Source organism: Mesorhizobium sp. M0119 (assembly GCF_040322615.1).
Lineage (GTDB): Bacteria > Pseudomonadota > Alphaproteobacteria > Rhizobiales > Rhizobiaceae > Mesorhizobium.
Window position 1 is genome coordinate 104425 of record NZ_JAMYTU010000004.1, and the last position, 20056, is coordinate 124480.

19 protein-coding genes are annotated in these 20056 nt (G+C 62.6%); 6 read left to right on the top strand and 13 right to left on the bottom strand.

Annotation, left to right across the window (positions count from 1 at the left end):
• Positions 1-22: 22 nt before the first annotated feature.
• The gene (locus NKJ40_RS05560; protein ID WP_352465213.1) at positions 23-664 is read left to right on the top strand and encodes a TetR family transcriptional regulator C-terminal domain-containing protein; all 642 of its coding nucleotides are present in this window, start codon (positions 23-25) and stop codon (positions 662-664) included.
• A 22-nt stretch (positions 665-686) separates the two neighbouring features.
• Here NKJ40_RS05560 and NKJ40_RS05565 read toward each other — a convergent pair whose 3' ends face one another.
• Positions 687-1559 (bottom strand): helix-turn-helix transcriptional regulator, encoded by an 873-nt coding sequence (locus NKJ40_RS05565; protein WP_352465214.1) that lies wholly within the window; start codon positions 1557-1559, stop codon positions 687-689.
• Positions 1560-1665: 106 nt separating this feature from the next.
• Here NKJ40_RS05565 and NKJ40_RS05570 point away from each other — a divergent pair, with 106 nt between their 5' ends.
• Positions 1666-2517 carry an SDR family NAD(P)-dependent oxidoreductase gene (locus tag NKJ40_RS05570; RefSeq protein ID WP_352465215.1) on the top strand — a complete coding sequence of 284 codons (852 nt, stop codon included), beginning with the start codon at positions 1666-1668 and terminating at the stop codon, positions 2515-2517.
• The gene (locus NKJ40_RS05575) at positions 2514-3236 is read left to right on the top strand and encodes an SDR family oxidoreductase (RefSeq protein ID WP_352465216.1); all 723 of its coding nucleotides are present in this window, start codon (positions 2514-2516) and stop codon (positions 3234-3236) included. The genes NKJ40_RS05570 and NKJ40_RS05575 overlap by 4 nt, the downstream gene beginning before the upstream one ends.
• 28 nt (positions 3237-3264) lie before the next feature.
• Here the strand turns inward: NKJ40_RS05575 and NKJ40_RS05580 are convergent, their stop codons facing one another.
• The 6 genes from NKJ40_RS05580 to NKJ40_RS05605 all read right to left on the bottom strand — a co-directional run bounded on the left by NKJ40_RS05580 (position 3265) and on the right by NKJ40_RS05605 (position 7911).
• Positions 3265-3642, bottom strand: coding sequence for a DoxX family protein (locus NKJ40_RS05580; protein WP_352465217.1), 378 nt, complete (start codon positions 3640-3642; stop codon positions 3265-3267).
• A 92-nt stretch (positions 3643-3734) separates the two neighbouring features.
• A complete protein-coding gene (locus tag NKJ40_RS05585) occupies positions 3735-4193 on the bottom strand; it encodes a carboxymuconolactone decarboxylase family protein (RefSeq protein WP_352465218.1) in 459 nt (152 codons plus the stop codon).
• Positions 4194-4206: 13 nt separating this feature from the next.
• Positions 4207-4725 carry an RrF2 family transcriptional regulator gene (locus NKJ40_RS05590; protein ID WP_352465219.1) on the bottom strand — a complete coding sequence of 173 codons (519 nt, stop codon included), beginning with the start codon at positions 4723-4725 and terminating at the stop codon, positions 4207-4209.
• A 101-nt stretch (positions 4726-4826) separates the two neighbouring features.
• The gene (gene preA / locus NKJ40_RS05595; RefSeq protein WP_352465220.1) at positions 4827-6140 is read right to left on the bottom strand and encodes an NAD-dependent dihydropyrimidine dehydrogenase subunit PreA; all 1314 of its coding nucleotides are present in this window, start codon (positions 6138-6140) and stop codon (positions 4827-4829) included.
• Between the two features lie 65 nt (positions 6141-6205).
• Entirely contained in the window at positions 6206-6565 is a 360-nt protein-coding gene (locus tag NKJ40_RS05600) for a hypothetical protein (RefSeq protein WP_352465221.1), read from the bottom strand.
• Positions 6562-7911 (bottom strand): NAD(P)-dependent oxidoreductase, encoded by a 1350-nt coding sequence (locus NKJ40_RS05605; protein ID WP_352465222.1) that lies wholly within the window; start codon positions 7909-7911, stop codon positions 6562-6564. The genes NKJ40_RS05600 and NKJ40_RS05605 overlap by 4 nt, the downstream gene beginning before the upstream one ends.
• 384 nt (positions 7912-8295) lie before the next feature.
• Between NKJ40_RS05605 and NKJ40_RS05610 the strand changes: the two genes are divergently transcribed.
• A complete protein-coding gene (locus NKJ40_RS05610) occupies positions 8296-9072 on the top strand; it encodes a VOC family protein (RefSeq protein ID WP_352465223.1) in 777 nt (258 codons plus the stop codon).
• Positions 9073-9184: 112 nt separating this feature from the next.
• Here the strand turns inward: NKJ40_RS05610 and NKJ40_RS05615 are convergent, their stop codons facing one another.
• Positions 9185-9691: a hypothetical protein gene (locus NKJ40_RS05615; protein ID WP_352465224.1), complete on the bottom strand. Its 507-nt coding sequence runs from the start codon at positions 9689-9691 to the stop codon at positions 9185-9187.
• 181 nt (positions 9692-9872) lie between these two features.
• Here NKJ40_RS05615 and NKJ40_RS05620 point away from each other — a divergent pair, with 181 nt between their 5' ends.
• A complete protein-coding gene (locus NKJ40_RS05620) occupies positions 9873-10265 on the top strand; it encodes a DoxX family protein (protein ID WP_352465225.1) in 393 nt (130 codons plus the stop codon).
• A 15-nt stretch (positions 10266-10280) separates the two neighbouring features.
• On the opposite strand, the gene NKJ40_RS05625 is transcribed toward NKJ40_RS05620, so the two are convergent.
• Positions 10281-12722, bottom strand: a complete 2442-nt coding sequence (locus NKJ40_RS05625) for a GcvT family protein (RefSeq protein WP_352465226.1) — start codon at positions 12720-12722, stop codon at positions 10281-10283.
• Positions 12723-12802: 80 nt separating this feature from the next.
• Positions 12803-14341 carry a trimethylamine methyltransferase family protein gene (locus NKJ40_RS05630; protein WP_352465227.1) on the bottom strand — a complete coding sequence of 513 codons (1539 nt, stop codon included), beginning with the start codon at positions 14339-14341 and terminating at the stop codon, positions 12803-12805.
• A gap of 217 nt (positions 14342-14558) precedes the next feature.
• Here NKJ40_RS05630 and NKJ40_RS05635 point away from each other — a divergent pair, with 217 nt between their 5' ends.
• Positions 14559-15149 (top strand): transglycosylase SLT domain-containing protein, encoded by a 591-nt coding sequence (locus NKJ40_RS05635; RefSeq protein ID WP_352465228.1) that lies wholly within the window; start codon positions 14559-14561, stop codon positions 15147-15149.
• 15 nt (positions 15150-15164) lie between these two features.
• On the opposite strand, the gene NKJ40_RS05640 is transcribed toward NKJ40_RS05635, so the two are convergent.
• The 3 genes from NKJ40_RS05640 to NKJ40_RS05650 all read right to left on the bottom strand — a co-directional run bounded on the left by NKJ40_RS05640 (position 15165) and on the right by NKJ40_RS05650 (position 19856).
• Entirely contained in the window at positions 15165-17588 is a 2424-nt protein-coding gene (locus NKJ40_RS05640; protein WP_352465229.1) for a dipeptide ABC transporter ATP-binding protein, read from the bottom strand.
• A 64-nt stretch (positions 17589-17652) separates the two neighbouring features.
• Entirely contained in the window at positions 17653-18810 is a 1158-nt protein-coding gene (locus NKJ40_RS05645; protein ID WP_352465230.1) for an ABC transporter permease, read from the bottom strand.
• Between the two features lie 11 nt (positions 18811-18821).
• Positions 18822-19856, bottom strand: a complete 1035-nt coding sequence (locus NKJ40_RS05650) for an ABC transporter permease (protein ID WP_352465231.1) — start codon at positions 19854-19856, stop codon at positions 18822-18824.
• Positions 19857-20056 lie beyond the last annotated feature (200 nt).

The following is a 20056-nucleotide window of genomic DNA, read 5'->3' on the forward strand; positions in this document are numbered from 1 at the left end:
CTCGCAGCGAAGGTTTTTCGAGGTGACGGGTGCGGTCGAAAGCTCCGCTCCTCGCCGCACCCGCATCCAGCTGGAAAAGCGCGAGCTCATCCTCGAGGCGGCGCTCGAAGTCTTCTCGACCAACGGTTTTCGCGGCTCGACCATCGACCAGATCGCCGAAGCCGCCGGCATGTCGAAGCCGAACCTGCTCTATTATTTCCGCCGCAAGGAGGACATCCACGAGACGCTGATGCAGCGGCTTCTCGACACCTGGCTGGCGCCGCTGCGCGAACTCGACGACATCGGCGATCCCTTGACCGAACTGCGCAGCTACATCAGGCGCAAGCTCGAAATGGCGCGCGATTTCCCGCGTGAAAGCCGGCTGTTCGCCAACGAGATCCTGCAGGGCGCGCCGCGCATCATGCCGATGCTGGAGGGCGAGTTGAAGACGCTGGTCGACGAGAAAGCCAACGTCATCAAGGGCTGGATGCGCGCCGGCAAGATTGCCCGCACCGACCCCTGGCACCTGATCTTCTCGATCTGGGCGACGACGCAGCATTATGCCGATTTCGACGTCCAGGTTCGCGCCGTGCTCGGCCCCGACCGCGGCGGCGACGGCCGCTTCGAGGATGCCGCAAGATTTCTCGAGCAATTGTTCATCGAGGGGCTGAAGCCGAACGGCTAAGGCTTCAGCGAGGCGATCGGCATCACGCGCTGCGCCGCTCGGCCGGAAGCGTCTCCAGCAGTTGTTCGAGCTTGGCGATCGAGTTCTGCTCGGCGAGCGGTGTGTAGACGATCAGCTTCATGTCCGAGCCGTCATCGATCGACAGGCTCATATGCTCGAACGCCATGGCGCCCGCTATCGGATGCCTGACATGCTTCACACCCGATAGGTTGCGGGCGACGTCGCGTAGCGGCCACCAGGCGCGAAACTCCGGGCTCGAGCGCGTCATCAGCGCGATCAGCCGCTCGAAATCCGGATCGCCGACATATCTGGCGCTTTCTGCCCGGAATGACGCCAGCACGGCACGCGCCAGTTCCTCCCAGTCGACGAGCAGGCGCCGGTGCTGCGGGCTGGTGAAAACCATATGGACGATGTTGCGGGCATCGTCCTCCAGCAGGCCATAGTCGCCGAACACGGCTGCCGCGGCAGAGTTCCAGGCCAGCACGTCCCAGCGCCGCCCGAGGACATAGGCCGGCTGCAGGACCAGGCTCTGCAGCATGTGCAGCAACGGGCTATCGACCTTTTCCGGCGCGTCGACGCGACGCTCCGGCTGCGGGCGGCCGGCAAGGATGAACAGATGCCGTTGCTCGGCCGCGTCCAGGCGCAGCGCCTGGCTGAGCGCGGTCAGCACTTCCACCGAGGGCCTGACGTCGCGGCCCTGCTCCAGCCAGGTGTACCAGGTCGTGCCGACGCCGGCGATCATCGCCACCTCTTCGCGCCGCAGCCCGGGTGTGCGCCTGCGCAACCCCGTCGAGATGCCCGTGGCCGAAGGCGTCAGCCTTTCGCGCCGCGAACGCAGAAAGGCGCCAAGCTCGCGGCGGCGGCTGTCTTCGGCGGAATGCGTGGTGGAATCCATGGCCGCTATTATAGCAGTACCGATACCAGGATAAAGTTTGAACTGTTTGGCAAGTGGCTGGTGCCCCATCTTTCCGCTCAGAGCGAATGAGATGGAGGCTCTGAACATGGAACTGAACGACAAGACAATTCTTATCACCGGCTCGACCGACGGCGTCGGCCGCGTCGTCGCGCAAAGGCTCGGCGCCGGCGGCGCCCGCATCCTGGTGCATGGCCGCGACGCGACAAGGGGCAAGGCGACCGTGGCCGAAATCGAAGCCGCCGGCGGCAAGGCCGAGTTGCTCGTCGCCGATCTCTCCTCCCTGGCGGAAGTCCGCCGCCTCGCCGAGGCGGTGCGCGCAAGGACCAGGCGGCTCGAAATCCTCATCAACAATGCTGGCGTCGGCACTGCTGGTCCCAACTCCAAACGACAGGTCAGCGCCGACGGCTACGAACTGCGCTTTGCCGTCAATTATCTCGCCGGCTTCCTGCTCACCATGGAGCTGCTGCCGTTGCTCAAGGCCAGCGCGTCGGCGCGCATCGTCAACGTCGCCTCGGCCGGCCAGCAGGCGATCGATTTCGACGACGTCATGCTGACCCGCTCCTATGACGGCGTCCGTGCCTACTGCCAGAGCAAGCTGGCGCAGATCATGTTTACCATCGATCTGGCGGAGCAGCTGAACGGCACCAATGTGACCGTCAACAGCCTGCATCCGGCAAGCTACATGAACACCACGATGGTGCGGCAGGCGGGCATCACGCCGTGGAGCTCGGTCGAAACCGGCGCCGAGGCCATCATCAACCTCGCGACGTCGCCGGCGCTCGAAGGGCGAAGCGGGCTCTATTTCGACGGCCAAAGAGAATCGCGCGCCGATGCGCAAGCCTATGACGCGAAGGCGAGGCAGCAGTTGCGCGAATTGAGCCTCGGCCTTGTCGGACTCGCAGCCGCCTCCGCAACATCGAAGAAAGAAAATTCATGACCGAGAAAACCAGTCACACCGTGGTCGTCGGCGGCTCCTCCGGCATCGGCCTCGCCACCGCGAAAAAGCTGCTCGGCCCGGGCATGAAGGTGACGATCACCGGGCGCAGCCGGGAACGGCTCGACAACGCGTGGCAAAGCCTTGGCGGCGCCGTCGAAAAAGCTGCCTTCGATGCCGCGAAGCCGGACGAGGTTCGCCGGTTCTTCAGCGACCTCGGCCCTTTCGATCACCTGGTGCTGGCTGCCAGCGGCGGCAAGGGGCTCGGCCCGTTCGAAACGCTTGACCTGACCGACATCGGCGGCGGCGTCGACGAGAAGGTCCGGCCACAGCTCTCCTGCCTGCAGGCCGCCTTGCCGACGCTGAACAAGAGCGGTTCGGTGACTTTCATCTCGGCGGTGTCGGCGCAATTGTCGGCGCCGGGTGTCGCCGGCATCGCCGCCGTCAACGGCATGCTGCTGACCGTGGTGCCGATCCTGGCGATGGAGCTGAAGCCGTTACGCGTCAATGTCGTGGCACCGGGTGTCATCGACACGCCATGGTGGGAGTTCCTGCCCAACGATCAGCGGCAGGCCGTGTTTGCCGAGTATGCCGACAAGACGCCGGTCGGCCGTATCGGCCGGGCCGAGGACGTCGCTGAGGCGATTGCGTTCCTGGTTTCGAACAGCTTCGTCACCGGCCAAGTCCTGACGTGTGATGGCGGCTTGCGGTATGCGGCGTAACGCGGCTACCTCGACGCGATGATCGCTGTCAAAGCGACTGCGCGATCAGCGCCAGAAATCCTCCGGTCAGCGCGACGTTGCCGACAAAGCCATTGATGCGGGACGCCCGCTCGGGCCCCTGGTGATCCCAGAAGTTATGGAACATCGGCGTAGCAACGACAAGGAACAGCACTAGGCAGAGAGCGGCGGCAGCGGTCCAGATGCCCGCGATCACCAGCACTCCGGCGATGATCTGCAGGACAATCCCCAGCCACAGCACCAGCCGTGCCTGGGGCAGGCCGCGCGTCGTCATCAATTGGGTCACAAAGGCCGCGTTCTGAATGTTGCGCAGGCCGGCAAAGACAAAGGCGCCGCCGAGCAGCAAGCGGGCGGCGACTAAAATCTCACTATCAAAGTTTGAAAACATGCTGTCGGTCCTTGGGCAGAAAAGACGCCGGCCGCGCCCGCCGCCCCCCCCCCGGGCGAGTGCGCCCCCCGCCGCCCCCCCCTGGTCCATGGTCAAGCGGCCATGATCGCCGGCATCGGATGGATTGCATGGAACGGAACGCAAAGCCGGTTCCAGGTGTTGATCATGCCGAGCGCAACCGACAGCTTGACCAACTCTTCCTCCGAGAAATGCTTGAGCGTCCTTGCATAGAGTTCGTCCGAAACACCGTTGTCGGCGATCCTGGTCAGCGCGTCGGTCCAGGCGAAGGCTGCGCGTTCGCGCTCTGAAAACAGCGGCGATTCCTTCCAGGCGGAGACGAGATAAAGCCGCTGCTCGCTTTCGCCGTCGCGGCGGGCTTCGCGGCTGTGCATCTCGACGCAATACGAGCAGCCGTTGATCTGCGACGCCCTGAGCTTGATCAGATGCAACAGGCTTTTTTCGAGCCCGCATTCGTCGACTGCCTTGTTGAGCGCCGACACCGCCTTCATGATCTCCGGCGCCGCGCCAAAAAATTGCAGCCTCTGTTTCATCTTCTGTAGCCTTTCATGCTTGCTTGGTTGAACTTGATTTCTGCGGTCGCTGGTGGCGCTCGACAAAGGCGCAGTTGGCGGCGACCGAACGGGGATCGGCATCGGTCGTGTATTCAGCAACGATGTCGGACAGCCGGGCGTCGGCGAGCGCGGCGCGATAGGCACGCTCGGCCTTCAGCATGGCCACGTTGATGCCGCAAGGTTTGACATAGACCGAGGCATCGAGCTTCGCCGGGCCGCGCTGGCGGATTTCGCCACAGCGGAAGGCCGGTTCGCGCCCTTCGACGGCCAGCACGATGTCGAGCAGCGTTATGCGTTCCGCCGGCCGCGCCAGCCGGTAGCCGCCGGACGGACCCGGCACCGATTCCAGAATGCCCGACGCCGTCAGCGCGTTGAGATGCTTTAGGAGATAGCTCGGAGACAGCCCGAACGCTTCGGCCATGGCCGCACCCGGCAAGGTCGCGGCGCCATCAACGCCGGCAAGCATCGCGGCGCAATGAATGGCCGCTTCGACGCCTTCGCCCAGCTTCATTTCGCTCTCCTGTTCATGGATATAGATTATCGTGGATAGTTTTTATCCGCAATAGGAAAATTAAAAAGCGGCGCCCGTGAACGCCGCTTTTTTTCGCAATGCTATTCCGCCGCCACCTTGGCCATCGGATTGTTCGGATGCGTCGTCCAGTTGGCATAGATCGGCGACACCGGCTTGCCGGTGCGCTGATCCATCACGCCGACCGCCAAAGGCTCCATGCTGATGCAGTTCTCGACCGGACAGACATTGACGCAGAGATTGCAGCCGACGCATTCGGCCTCGATCACCTCGAAATGCCTGACGCCGTCGACCATGCTGGTGATCGCCTGATGCGAGGTGTCCTCGCAAGCGATGTGGCAGCGGCCACATTTGATGCAGGCGTCCTGGTCGATATGCGCCTTGGCGATGTAGTTGAGGTTGAGATACTGCCAGTCGGTGACGTTCGGCGTGGCGCGGCCGACGATGTCGTCGAGCGAGGCGTGGCCTTTCTCGTCCATCCAGTTTTCCAGGCCGGCGATCATCTCCTGCACGATCTTGAAGCCATAGGTCATCGCCGCCGTGCACACCTGCACATTGCCGGCGCCGAGCGCCATGAATTCGGCGGCGTCACGCCAGGTGGTGATGCCGCCGATACCGGAGATCGGCAGGCCCTTCGTTTCCGGGTCGCGCGCGATCTCGGCCACCATGTTCATGGCGATCGGCTTCACCGCCGGGCCGCAATAGCCGCCATGTGAACCCTTGCCGTCGATCGTCGGCTCCGGTGCGAAACTATCGAGATTGACGCCGGTGATCGAATTGATGGTGTTGATCAGCGACACCGCATCGGTGCCGCCGGCAAGGGCAGCGCGTGCCGGCTTGCGTATGTCGGTGATGTTGGGCGTCAGCTTGGTGATCACCGGCATGCGGGTGTTGGCCTTGCACCAGCGCACCACCATTTCGATGTATTCCGGCACCTGGCCGACGGCGGCACCCATGCCGCGTTCCGACATGCCGTGCGGGCAGCCGAAATTGAGCTCGATGCCGTCGGCGCCGGTCTCCTCGACCACCGGCAGGATCGCCTTCCAGGCGTGCTCCTCGCAAGGCACCATCAGCGAGACGACGATCGCCCGGTCGGGCCAGTCCATCTTGACCTGCTTGATCTCGCGCAGATTGACCTGCAGGTCGCGGTCGGTGATCAGCTCGATATTGTTCAGGCCAAGCAGACGACGGTCGGCGCCCCAAATGGCGCCGTAGCGCGGTCCGTTGACGTTGACCACCGGTGGGCCCTCTTCGCCGAGCGTCTTCCAGACGACACCGCCCCAGCCCGCCTTGAACGCGCGTATAACGTTGTAGGCCTTGTCGGTCGGCGGCGCCGAAGCCAGCCAGAACGGGTTCGGCGACTTGATACCAACGAAATTGTTGCGGATGTCTGCCATGGGTCTTTCTCCTCTGGCTGCAGCGGGCTCACCGCCACCTTATAGCGTTGACTATCGTATCCGGATCATTCCTCGCATCGAAGAAAAACCGCCGGTGGCTCGCCTTCGACCGTTACTGTGATCTTGTCCGGATCGCCCTTGCGCGCCTCCAGCTTGACCATGCTTTCGTCCATGCGCACGGTCTCGTCCCCGTTGGGATAGACGTTCGCGCATGAAACCGCTGTCACAACCAAGTCGCCAGTAGGCGGCCCGGACGTCCATTGGCAGATCGTGTGCTCGTTGAAGCCGACGCCGGACACTTCTACGAACATCCGCTCGTCACCCTTCTCGTCACACCATTGCGTGTAGAGCCAATAGTCTGGTGAAACCGCCGGCATTGCCGCAGCGCCGATGAAGTCAGCGACAGCGAGTACCGGCGCCATCATCGCAGAGCCCGGTTGATGCTCTCCGCCGCGTCGCGGCCTTGCGCAACGGCCGAGACTGTCAGGTCGTCGCCGCCAAAGATGCAGTCGCCGCCGGCCCAGACGTTTGGCAGCGAGGTGCGGCCTTCGGCGTCGACCTTGATGCGGCCGGCTTCCAGGGCAAGCAAGACCCCACTGCCGTTGAGCGCAGCCGGGACAAAGCTCTGGCCGATCGCCTTGAACACCTGTTCGGCGACGAGCGTCAGCCGCTCGCCGGTGCCGACGAGCCGGTCGCCGTCCATCGCGGTGTATTCGAGCTCGATCGCCGACACCTTGCCGCCATCGGCAATGACCCGCTTCGGCTGCAACCAGTGCCGGATGATGACGCCGTTGGCGGCAGCCAGATCCTGCTCGAATTCGGAGGCGTTCATGTCCTCCGGGCCGCGCCGATAGCAGATCGTCACCTCTTCGGCTCCGAGCAGCTTCGATTGCACCGCCGCGTCGATCGCCGTCATGCCGCCGCCGATGACGACAACACGCCGGCCGACCGGCAGGCTGGCCAGATCACCGGCCTGACGAAGCTCGGCAATGAACTCGACGGCATTGGTGACGCCTTGCGCCTCCTCGCCATCCGCTCGCAAGGCATTGACGCCGGCAAGCCCCATGCCGAGGAACACCGCATCGTAATTCCTGGTTAGGTCCGACAGCTGGTAATCACGGCCGAGCGCCTTGCCGTTCTGGATGTCGATGCCGCCGATTGACGTGACATAGTCGACCTCGACCTGGGCGAAATTGTCGACGCTCTTGTAGGCGGCGATACCGTACTCATTGAGGCCGCCGGGCTTCGGCCGGGCTTCCAGGATGGTCACGTCATGGCCATGACGGGCAAGCCGATGCGCGGCCGCAAGCCCCGCCGGTCCGGCGCCGACCACGGCGACCGTCTTGCCGGTCGGTTCGGAGCGCTTGTAGAACTGCTTGTTTTCGGCCATGGCGACATCGGTGGCGTAGCGCTGAAGGCGACCAATCTGCACCGGCTTGCCTTCTGCCACCTCGCGCACGCAGACCTCTTCGCACAGCGTCTCGGTCGGGCAGACGCGGGCGCACATGCCGCCCAAAATATTCTGGTCGAAAATCGTCTTGGCCGAGCCGATCGGATTGCCCGTCGAGATCTGGCGGATGAACAGCGGGATGTCGATTGAAGTCGGGCACGCGTTCATGCACGGCGCGTCATAGCAGAAATAGCAGCGGTCGGACTCGACCAGCGCCTCGTGATGATCGAGCGGTGGATGCAGGTCGGCAAAATTATCGGCATATTGCTCCGGCGAGAGCCGCCCGCCGGCAATGCCTTGCTTGAACTGGCCTTCTGGCATCGTCAGTTCCCCTATTCTTGTTTTGGAGAAGGCTAGCACGTTTTATTTTTTTATCAATTGGTCAATTTTCGGCGCAACTCGCTGAAAACCTTCAACAAACATGATGGTAATAGTCATGTTTTCCAAACGGCCATGCACGAAGCCGGTACGGATCGGTCTCCTGCCGATGGCACAGCGCGACAAGTTCGGAAGTGAGCGACATCCGGCGCATGGATCAACAACCCCTCGTTGACTGCAAGCAAAGTCGAAAACCGCAGGGCGCGTAACCCGGTAACATTTCCAATTTGCCGCCATCTTTTTTGGTTGGCTGTCGGATTTTCGTCGTGAAGATCGTCCTAGAATGGATCGCGCATGATCGATGTACAAACCGCAAGGAGCACGACAATGCCACAGTCCCCGATGCCCTTCTTCTGGTACGAGCTGATGACCACCGATCTCGACGCCGCGGAGGCGTTTTACACCGCCGTGGTGGGCTGGAGGGGGCAGCCTTTCGAAGGGGCCCCGGGCATGCCGCGCTATATCGTCATGAATGTCGGCGAGCGCGGCGTCGGCGGGCTGATGACGCTGCCCGAGGACGCGCGCAAGATGGGCATGCCGCCGGCCTGGATCGGTTATATCCTCACCAGGGACGTCGATGCCGCAACGGCGTCCCTCAAGAAGGCTGGTGGCGCGGTTCACCGCGAGCCCGACGACATTCCTGGCGTCGGCCGCTTCGCCGTCGTTGCCGACCCGCAAGGCGCGATGTTCAACTTCCTGCAGCCCAGCGGCCCCGACCAGCCGCCGCTACCGTTGACGACACCCGGCAACATCGGCTGGCATGAACTCTATACGTCGGACTGGAAGGCGGCGTTCGATTTCTATTCCAGCCAGTTCGGCTGGGAGAAGGGCGACGCCATGGATATGGGTCCGATGGGCATCTACCAGCTCTTTTCCTTCGGAGGCGAGCCGGTTGGCGGCATGATGAACAAGCCTGAGCAGATCCCGGTGCCGGTCTGGCAGTTCTATTTCAACGTGCCCGGCATCGACGGGGCAGCCAAGCGCGTCACCGACAATGGCGGCAAGATCCTGATGGGTCCGATGGAGGTCCCCGGCGGCAGCTGGATCGTGCAGTGCACAGACCCGCAGGGCGCCCATTTCGCGCTAATGGCACCGGTGCGGTAGCAACGTCGCGTCGCGATTGGCGAAACCGGCAGCAAAAACCGATCTCCCCCCTCGTGGGGGAGATGTCCGACAGAGAGGGGCGCTGTCCCTCCAATCTTACGCTCTTTGAGAACTATTCCGGCGTCAGCACGGAAACTTTGAGATCGGGCTTCTTGGCGCCGCTGAGCTGGATGGTCGCCCGGCCGGCGGCTAGCTTGAAGCGCACGCTCTTGCGGATCCCCGGACAGGTTTTTATACCACTGGAAGCCGCCGACTTCACGGCTTTACCGTCCTGAACGACATCGATCCAGGCCTCATCAGACAGGCTGATCTGGAGTTCTCCCTCCGGGGGCACGGCCACGCTCGCCGTCGCGCCGAATGTACCGGCTGCCGGCGCGCGTTCCGGCGGAACGGTGAAGCTGATCGTGCCGACCGGCGCCAACGCCACATCCGCAGCCTCGCCGACCGAAAGGTCAGCGCCGGACTGCGCGGCGGGCGCCGCCGCAAACAGGGCCTCCTCGCGCGTCACCGGCCATTTGAAAGCAGCACAGCCGGCGTCGTCGGCCATGGCGACGCTGGTGCCTGCAAGGATGGCGAATAGGCTGACGACGACTTTTCTCATGGAAAACGGAACCCACATGGTTTGGAGTGTCTGGATCTCAGTACAACTATAGCGGTTTTAATACAACCCTGGAGAGAAAAATATTGAAAGGACGAGGAACATTTCCATCACTGATTGTTGATGGCGGGGCCATGCGAAGTGAATGGTCCCCTGCCGGGCGATAATCTATGGCCGGTTCGGGGGTGAAATGGAGTCTTAGATGAAGCTTTTCGACGGCCTTGCCAGATATCAGCCGCAGGCTCTGGCCGCATTGCGCATCATGACGGCACTGCAATTCATCGCACATGGTACGCAAAAGCTGTTCAATTTTCCCGCCGGCGACCATGCCGGTACATTGACCGGGCTGACGCTGACCGCTGGCCTCCTCGAATTCGTGGGCGGCATTCTCTTGGCGCTTGGGCTCTTCGCCCGGCCGGTCGCCTTCCTCCTGGCTGGCGAGATGGCGATCGCCTATTTCATGGCGCACATGCCGCGCGACTTCTTCCCCATCAACAATGGCGGCGATTCGGCGATCTCGTTCTGCTTCATTTTCCTCTCTCTGGTGTTTGCCGGTCCGGGTGCCATGGCCCTCGACAACCGGCGCAACAGCTGAGGCGTCGGCGGTTCTTCACCCACGCATCCGCTCGAAATTCGCGTCGAACAGCGGGATCGGCTGCATGCGCGCAGCGTGGCGTTTGCCCAGAATCTCGATCTCGAAGCCTTCAACTTCCTCGGCAATCTCTTTCGGCACATAGCCGATGGCGACGGACTTTTTTGAATGATGCGCGTAGCCGCCCGACGTGACCCAACCGCGCACGGCACCCCCGTACCAGATTGGCTCGTCGCCGATGACGTCGGCATCGACAGTATCGACGACAAAGGCCCGCAGCCGCAGTCTGCCGCCTTGCTTGCGCTCGGCCAGCGCCGCCTGCTTGCCGATGAAATCGGCCTGCTTGCCGTAGGCGACGAAGCGGTCGAGCCCGGCTTCCAACGGCCCGTAGATCGGCCGGTATTCGCGCGCCCATGAGCCGTAATTCTTTTCCAGCCGCAATGCATTGAGGGCGCGCGAGCCGAACAGGCCGATGCCGAATTCCTCCCCCGCGGCCATCAAGGCTTGCAATGCCGCACGCTGATATTCCGGCGCCACCCAGATTTCGTAGCCGAGATCGCCGGTGTAGCTGACGCGCCCGATCAGGCATGGCGCCATGCCGATGTCCATCTTGCTGATGGCCATGAACGGAAAGGCCGCATTCGACACGTCCGACCGTGTAACCTTTTCAAGAAGGTTCCGCGCGCTCGGCCCGGCGATCGATAAGCCGGTGAGTTTTGCGCCCAGCGCCTCGATGCAGACAGAGCCGTCCTTCGGCAGATGTGCCTCGAACCAGCGCATATGGTACTGCTCGGCGACGCCGGAGCCGGCCAGGAACCAGCCGTCACTTTCCGAATTTGGGCTGCCGAGATTGGCCAGGGTGAAATCGCCAATCAGCCTGCCGTCTTCCTTCAGCATCGGCGCCAGCGTCATGCGGCCGGGCCTTGGCAGGTTGCAGGCAAGCAAGCGGTCGAGCCAGGCTGCAGCGCCCTCGCCGGTTACCCTGTATTTGGCGAATGACGAGATTTCCGACAGGCCAATGCCTTGCCGAACAGTCTCCACTTCTTTCGCAACATGCTCGAAATCGCTCGAGCGCCGCCAGGAGAATTCGTCCTTGACGCCTTCGGGCGCGTACCACAGCGGCACCTCCAGCCCATAGGCGACACCCCATTGCGCGCCCTTCACCGACAACAGATCGTAGACCGGTGTCGTCTTGAGCGGCCGGCCGGCTGGTAGTTCCTCGTTCGGGAAGCGGATCGAAAACCGCCGCGAATAGTTTTCGCGCACCTTGGCGTTGGTGTAGGCCATCGTCGCCCAGTCGCCGTAGCGCGACACATCCATCGCCCAGATATCGGCACCGGGATCGCCTTCGATCATCCAGTTCGACAGCGCCAGCCCGACGCCGCCTCCCTGCGAGAACCCCGCCATGACACCACAGGCCACCCAGAAACCCGGCAGGCCGCGCACCGGCCCGACCAGCGGATTGCCGTCCGGCGCGAAGGTGAAGGGCCCGTTGATGATCTGCTTGATGCCGGTGTTCTGGAAGGCCGGGAAATGCCGGAAGCCGACCTCCAGCGACGGTGCGATGCGGTCGATGTCGGGTTCGAGCAGTTCATGGCCGAAATTCCACGGCGTCTGGAACTCGGACCATGGCTTGTTGGCCTTTTCGTAAGTGCCCATCAGCATGCCGCCGCGCTCCTGACGCAGATACAGCTCGCCATCGAAATCGACTGCATGGATGATCTCCGTGCCGGTCTTCTGGTTCCAGGCGGCGACTTCCGGCATGTCCTCGGTGATCAGGTACATGTGCTCCATCGCCAGCACCGGCAGCTCCAGCCCGACCATGCGGCCGACCTCACGCGCCCACAGGCCGCCGGCGTTGACGACATGCTCGGCCACCACCTCGCCTTTGTTGGTAATGACGCGCCACAGCCCGTCGGCGCGCCGCACGATATCCTCGACCTTGGTGAAACGCTCGACCTCGGCACCAAGCTTCCTCGCCGCCTTGGCGTAGGCGTGGGTAACGCCGGACGGGTCGAGATGACCGTCCTCCTTGTTGCGCACAGCACCGACGAACTGCTTGGGATCGAGCAGCGGCATCAGCTCGGCCGCCTCATTAGGCGATATCTCCTCAAGGTCGATGCCGAGATAGCGACCCTTGGCGACGACGCCGCGCAGCCAGTCGAGCCGCGCCTCGGTCGCCGCCAGCAAGACGCCGCCAGTCAGATGCACGCCAGTCGCCTGGCCGGACAGCTCCTCGATCTCCTTGTAGAGCGAGATCGTGTATTTCTGCAGCTTGGCGACGTTGGGGTCGCCATTGATGGTGTGCATGCCGCCGGCGGCGTGCCAGGTCGAGCCGGAGGTCAATTCATTGCGCTCCAGGAGCACGATGTCGGTCCAGCCGTGACGGGCCAGATGGAACAGCACGGAGCACCCGACAACGCCACCGCCGATAACCACGACCTTTGCATGCGATTTCATGGGATTCTCGTCATTTCAAAGAGTTGGTTGGGTTTCATGATTCTGTAGGAGAAGAGAATGAATCTGAACAAGAGCAGCGTTTAAGGCTCGCTTTGCCCGATCGCTTCCTTGCGCTTGGCCACGTACGCCTCCAATGCCTCGCGCCTGGAGATTTCCATCACCGGCTCGACATAGTCCTCCAGCGCCTTCTTCCACAGCCTCGTCGCACGCGCCGTGGCGTCGAGCCCACCGGCCTCCTGCCAGGCCTCGTAGTTCTGCCAGTTGGACAGTATCGGCTGGTAGAAGGCCGTGGCGTAGCGCTCCAGCGTGTGCGGCTCGCCGAAGAAGTGGCCGCCGGTCGGAACCGCACCCAGAGCCTCGACGGCAAGCTCGGCCTCGTTGACTTCGATCGGGCGCAAAAACTCCATCATGTGCTGGATCATCTCGACGTCGATGATGAACTTTTCGAACGACGCGGTCAGCCCGCCCTCCTGCCAGCCGGCGGCATGGTAGACGAGGTTGCCATGGCCGAGCACCGCGCCCCACAGCGCCATCAGCGTCTCATAAGCGCCTTGCGCGTCGGCGGCATTGGAAGCCGAGCCCGGTGTCGTCCGGTAAGGCAGCTTGTAACGCCGCGCCAACTGTCCGGACGCTATATTCGCCTTGGTGTTTTCAGGCGTGCCAAAAGCCGGTGCACCCGACTTCATGTCGACATTGGAGGTGAAGGCGCCATACATCACCGGCGCGCCGGGGCGGATGAGCTGCGTCAGCACCACGCCGAACAGCGCCTCGGCATTCTGCTGGGCGAGCGCGCCGGCAAGCGTCACCGGGCTCATCGCCCCCATCAGCGTGAATGGCGTTACCGCCACCGACTGGCCGAACTCGGCCATCGTCATCAGCCCCTCGGCCATCATCTCGTCGAAGCGGCGCGGCGAGTTGACCGAAATGATCGTGGTGACGCCGGGATCGTCGCGCATTTCGTCAAGCGTCAGTCCGCGCGCGATTGCCATCATTTCGATGCCGTCGAGCGCCCTGCCGCGGCCGATGGCCGAGACGTGAAAGCTTTTGTCGGTCAGTGTCAGATTGGCGAAATAGGTGTCGAGGTGACGGGAATTCGCCGGCAGTTCCATCGGCGCGCAGACCTGGTTGCCGAGCATGTGGATGCAGTTGAAGTGCTGCGCCAGCCGGACGAGATCGGAATAATCGCGCAAATTGCCGGCACGGCGGCCGCGCTCCATGTCGTGCACATTCGGCGGCCCGGCGACGAGCGTGAAGTTGATTGTATTGCCGCCGAGGTGGACGGCATGGGCGGGATTGCGCGGCGTCAGCGTATAGCTGGACTGCGTCGTCTTCAGCGCGTCCTCGATCATGCCGCGATCGATGCGGACGTTCATCGAGGCATGATCGACCTTGGCCCCGGCCTTCTCGAACAGCCACAGCGCACGCGGGCTCATCACCTCGATGCCGAAATTCTCCAAGATATGCATCGACGCCTGGTGGATCGCCTCGATCTGGTCGGCCGAGAGCATCGCCATCGGCGGATACGGATTTGTCACCCGCCTGAGCGGCAGTTGCGGGATGGCGGTCGGTCCCCTGTTGCTGGTTCGCTCGGCGCCGCGCTTGCGTCTTGGTTCGCTCATGCGGCGCATCAAAGCGCCGCCACGAAGATCGAGCTGTCAAAAATCCGCCACCTGCGGGCGTGATTTTAGCCAAGGCGCCATACCGGGGATTTCACGTCGGTAAAAGCGACAACAAACGTCGGAATGTTTATACCTGCTCAGTGTCGGCCAAGCGGCCGATGAGCCGTTAAGGAAGACAGCAAGATTCCTTTTATGTTTTCGGCCTAATGCTCTTCCAATGCGTAGGTCGAGTTTTAGTAAAATTGTAGCGATTGCCGTGCCGCTGACGCTTTCGGCCTGCGCGACGCCGCCGAACCATATCAACGATGTCTGCGCCGTTTTCGACCAGAATGACGGCTGGTTCGACAATTGGCAGGCGGCGGCACAACGCGCCGAGCAGAAATACGGTGTGCCGGTTCCCGTGCTGATGGCGACGGTGCGCAAGGAATCCGGCTTCAAGAGCAATGCCAGGCCGCCGCGCACCAAGCTGCTGGGCTTCATTCCCTGGAAACATATCTCCAGTGCCACCGGCTTCTCGCAGGCGCTCGACGGCACCTGGGCGCAATACCAGAGCGAGACCGGCAGCTGGGCGGCGCGCCGCACCCGCTTTGCCGATGCCGTTGATTTCGTCGGCTGGTATCATTCGAAAACCGCCGACACACTCGGCGTCGCCCGCAACGACACCTACAATCTGTATCTCGCCTACTATCTCGGCTGGAATGCCTACAAGCGCGGCAATCGCGGCGACGCCGACGTGCAGCGCTATGCGCATGCCACCGAACAGATGGCGCAGGATTACGCCGCGCAGCTACGGCAATGCGCGCCCTAGCGTACTAGCGGCATTTCAGCCGCCCTTGGGTTTGCGCGGCTTGCGCGTGGCGTTCTCGGCCTGGCGGCCGTCGCCGACTGTCGGCGGCGTGATTGGTGCCACCGCGCTATCGGCAGAGCTTGAGGTGCCGCCGGTCTCTGAAACCTCGTCGCGAACCTCGTGACGGCGGGCTTTGGCGACCGCTTCGCCATCCTCCGCTGCCTGACCCTCGGCATCGGCTTCAACGCTGCCAGTCTTTCCATGCGGGCGCTTGGGCGGGTCTCCGGCAAAGCCTGGGCCAACACCGTGGTTTGCATCATCCGGCACGCCCTCATTCGCCGCGTGTTCCTTGTCGAATTTGATCACCGGCTCCATTTTTGCCAGCACGTCGTCGGCCAGCCAGCACAGGCTCATATGACCGTCGCCGAGATTTTTGACCGGCGGCACCGTAGTTTCGCAAAGATTGTCCGGCACCAGTTTCTTGTAGCCGCAGCGCGTCTGGAACGGACATCCCGAGGGCGGGTTCATCGCCGACGGAATGTCGCCTTCGAGCACGATGTGCCTTTTCACCACGCTGGTATCGGCAATCGGGATCGCTGACAGCAGCGCCTCGGTGTAGGGGTGATAGGGCGGTGAAAAGATCTGGTCGGTCGTGCCTTGCTCGACGATGTAGCCGAGATACATGACGACGACGCGGTCGGCGATGTAGCGCACCACCGACAAATCGTGGCTGATGAACAGCATCGTCGTCTTGTTCTTGCGCTGGATGTCCATCAAGAGCTCGGTCACCGCCGCCTGGACCGACACATCCAGCGCCGAGACCGGCTCGTCGGCCACCACCACCTTGGCGTCGCCGGCAAAGGCGCGCGCCACGCCGATGCGCTGTTTCTGGCCACCTGAAAGCTGGCGCGGCTTGCGCGACTCGAACGCCCTCGGCAGCTTCACCAGGTCGAGCAATTCCAGCATCCGCTTGCGTCGGTCGGCCACCGTGTTGCCGACATTGAACTTTTCCAGCGTGCGAATGATCTGCGAACCGACCGAATGGCTGGGATTGAGCGTGTCGAACGGATTTTGGAACACCATCTGGATCGATGACACCGTGTCGACGCTGCGCTTCTCGATCCCGGTCGACTGGATCTCCTTGTTGCCGAGCTTAACGCGGCCGGAACTTGCCGTTTCGAGGCCGAGCAGCACCTTGGCCAGGGTCGATTTTCCGCAGCCGGATTCGCCCACGATAGCGACGGTCTCGGATTCGCGCGCCATGAACGAGATCGTCTCATTGGCCTTGACGACACGGCCCTCGCTCGAGCCGAACACTTCGCTGCCGCCGACTTTGTAGTACTTCCGGAGGTCTTCGATCTGGAGCACCGGCGCACCGGGCACCACCCGCTCGTTGACCTTCTTGGCGCCGGGCGGCAGCGCCTCCCAGTCGATTTCGTTGAAGCGCACGCAGCGCGAGAAATGCCCGTCATGGCCATCGACCGCGATCATCGGAATTTCGGCGGCGTTGCAGACGCCCTCGACGAAATGGTGGCAGCGCGGGCCGAAATTGCAGCCCTTCGGCCGCTCGTGCGGCAGCGGCAACTGCCCCGGGATCGAGATCAGCGGCCGCGAATTCTTGTCGGCGCCCGGCAGCGGGATCGAACGGAACAGGCCTTGCGTGTAGGGATGGCGCATCCGGTCGAAGACGTCCTTGATCTTGCCGGTCTCCACCGCTTCGCCCGAATACATCACCGTGATGCGGTCGCAGGTCTCCAGGATCAGGCCGAGATTGTGCGACACGAAGATCATCGAGGTGCCGAACTTCTCGCCAAGCCCCTTGACCAGGTCGACGATGCCGGCCTCAACCGTCACGTCGAGCGCTGTCGTCGGCTCGTCGAGCAGAAGCAGCGCAGGCTTCGACAGCAGCGCCATGGCAATGACGATGCGCTGCTGCTGGCCGCCGGAAAGCTGGTGCGGGTAGGAACGCATCATGCGCTCGGGATCCGGCAGCTTCACCGCGCGCACCATTTCCAAAGCGCGTTTGTAAGCTTCGTCCTTCGACACCTTGTCGTGGATCAGCGGCACTTCCATCAGCTGCTGGCCGACCTTCATCGCCGGGTTCAGACTGGCCATTGGCTCCTGGTAGATCATCGCGATCTTGTTGCCGCGGATGGCGCGCAGTTCCTCGTCGGACAGTTCTCCCATGTCCTTGCCCTGGAACTTGATCTTTCCGCCGACGATCTTTCCGATGTTGGAGAGGTCACGCATGATACCGAGCGACACGGTCGACTTGCCGCAACCGGATTCGCCGACAATACCCATCGCCTCGCCAGGCATAACCGTGCAGGAAAAATCCATGACGGCCGGGATCTCGCCCTTGCGGGTGAAGAAGGAGATCGACAGGTTCTCGATCTCGATGATCGGCCCATTGGTCGGCCCATTGGTCGGCTTGGCGGGATTTCGAACTGCCTCATTCATGGGTCGCTCCAATCCTTGTTCTTCAAGCATGTCGGGCCGAACCCGGCATCGATCTTTCCCGGTATCAATCTTTCATCGACTGTTCGCGCAACGAATCCGCCAGGAGGTTGAGGCCGAGCACGAACGACATCAATGCGATCGTCGGCGGCAGCGCCGGGTGGATGAAGGAGCGCAGCAGCCGGCTGGCATCCTTGATCGCCGTGCCCCAGTCCGGGCTTTCCGGCGCCAGTCCCAGCCCGAAATAGCCGAGCGTGCCGAGCAGGATCGTGGTGTACCCGATGCGCAGGCAGGCGTCGACGATCAGCGGCCCGCGCGCATTGGGCAATATCTCCCACAGCATGATGTACCAGGGCGACTCACCGCGCGTCTGCGCCGCCGCAACATAGTCGCGCGTTTTGATATCCATGACCAGACCGCGCACGATGCGGAACACGCCCGGGCTGGAGGCGAACACCACCGCCACGAAGATATTGAGCTGGTTGGGATCGATGTGGATGATCTTGAACGGATCGGCATCGAAGACAAGGCCGGCATAGATCCAGCCGCCAAGTACCAACGTCAAGCCAAGCAGGATATAGAGGCGGTCGGGCCGGTTCTTGTAGCGCGTCCAGAACAGCACGCTGAAGAAAATGATCGGAAACAGGAAGAACAGTCCGGCCATCGCGTAGGGGATCGGCGTGTCCATGATGCCCGGCGTCACCAGCAGGTAGAACAGCAGAATCACCGGGAAGGCCAGCACAAGGTTGGCGAGGAAGGACAGCACCGTATCTATCTTGCCGCCATAATAGCCGGCCGGCAGGCCGAGCGTGATGCCTACCATCAGCGCAAAACCGGTGGCCGCCGGCGCGATGATCAGCACGATCTGGCTGCCATAGACCATTCGGGAGAACACGTCACGGGCGAGCTTGTCGCCGCCGAAGAGATAGGCGAGCCCCGATTGCGGATCGATTGCGCCAGGCAGCGCGTCCTTCATAATCGGCACCTGGGCGAGCGGATCGAAGGGCGCGACCGTCGATGCGAAGATCGCCGTGAACAGCCAGAACAGGCAGATGCCGACGCCGACGATGCCGACGCCGCTGTCGAAAAGCTGGCCGTAAAGGCCAAGCTTCTTCTTGTAGCCGAAGCTCGCCCCCATCACCAGGGCGAGAGCGATCCAGACCGGCCAGAAGCGGGTAAGCACGCCGAGTACGACGTTGAAGGCGCTGAGATATTCGACCTGCATCCGCCGGTCTCCTATTGAACTCTGATGCGCGGATTGAGGAACGCGTAGCCGACATCGGAGATGAGCTGTGTGATCAGGACGATAAACACCGAGACCAGCGAGCAGCCGAGCAGAAGATCGATGTCGTTGTTGCCGGCGGCCTCGACCAGCGTGTAGCCGAACCCCTGGTAGCGGAACATCACCTCGACGATGACGACGCCGGTGAGCAGCCAGGGAAACTGCAGCATGATGACGGTGAACGGTGCGATCAGCGCGTTGCGCAGAGCGTGCTTTATCACCACGCTGCCGAAGGAGAGGCCCTTCAGCCGGGCGGTTCGGATATATTGCTGTGTCATCACCTCCACCATCGAGGCGCGGGTCATGCGGGCGATGTAGCCGATGCCGTAGATCGCCAGCGTCATCACCGGCAAGGTGAAATTGTAGAAGGTGATGCCCTGGCTGGCCGAGGCCGCCGAACCGTTCAGCACGCCGAGCCAGGAGGCGAAGATGACGGTGAAGATGACGCCCGAAACATATTCGGGCGTCGCCGTCGAGGCGATCGAAGCCACCGACAACGTGCGGTCGGTGCGTGAGCCCTCGCGCATGCCGGCAAGAATGCCGATCAGGAGCGAGACGGGCACCATAACCGCAAGCACGCAGAGCATCAGTATGCCGGTCGCGCTGAGCGCCGGAAAGAGCTTTGAGGCGACGGTCGTCTTGAACTTGGTCGAGCAGCCGAAATCGCCCTGCAGGATGCCGGAGAATGTCGGCACGACCGGATCGTTGCAGAAGGAGAAACGCTGCGCCGGCTTGCCGGTCGCCGGGTCGGTAACGGGCTGCTTGGGCACCACACCCAGCCACTGGCCATAGCGGACAAAGAAATTCTGCCGATAGCCATGGTTGACCAGCCAAGCTTCAAGCTGCTCGGCCGAGGTGTGCATTTCGGTCTGGCTGATCGCCAGCTTTTTCAGATTGGGCCCGAGATTGACCAGGAAGAAGACGATCATCGTCAGACACAGCATCGTCAATGCCATGGTGCCGAGACGCCTGATTACGAAAGAAAGCATGGCGGTCCCCTGCCGGTCGGGTTGGGGGTTGGAACCGGTTTGGAGACCGTGCCCTGCCGTCAGCGGCAGAACAAGCCTTCAGATCAGTCCCAAATGCAATACCCTTTTTATTGCAGACCCAGGCCGAAGAGTCCGCAACTTTTTGCTGCGCCGACTTCCGGTCCAAGGACCATGCAAAGAGCGAGGGAAAGGGGCGAGAC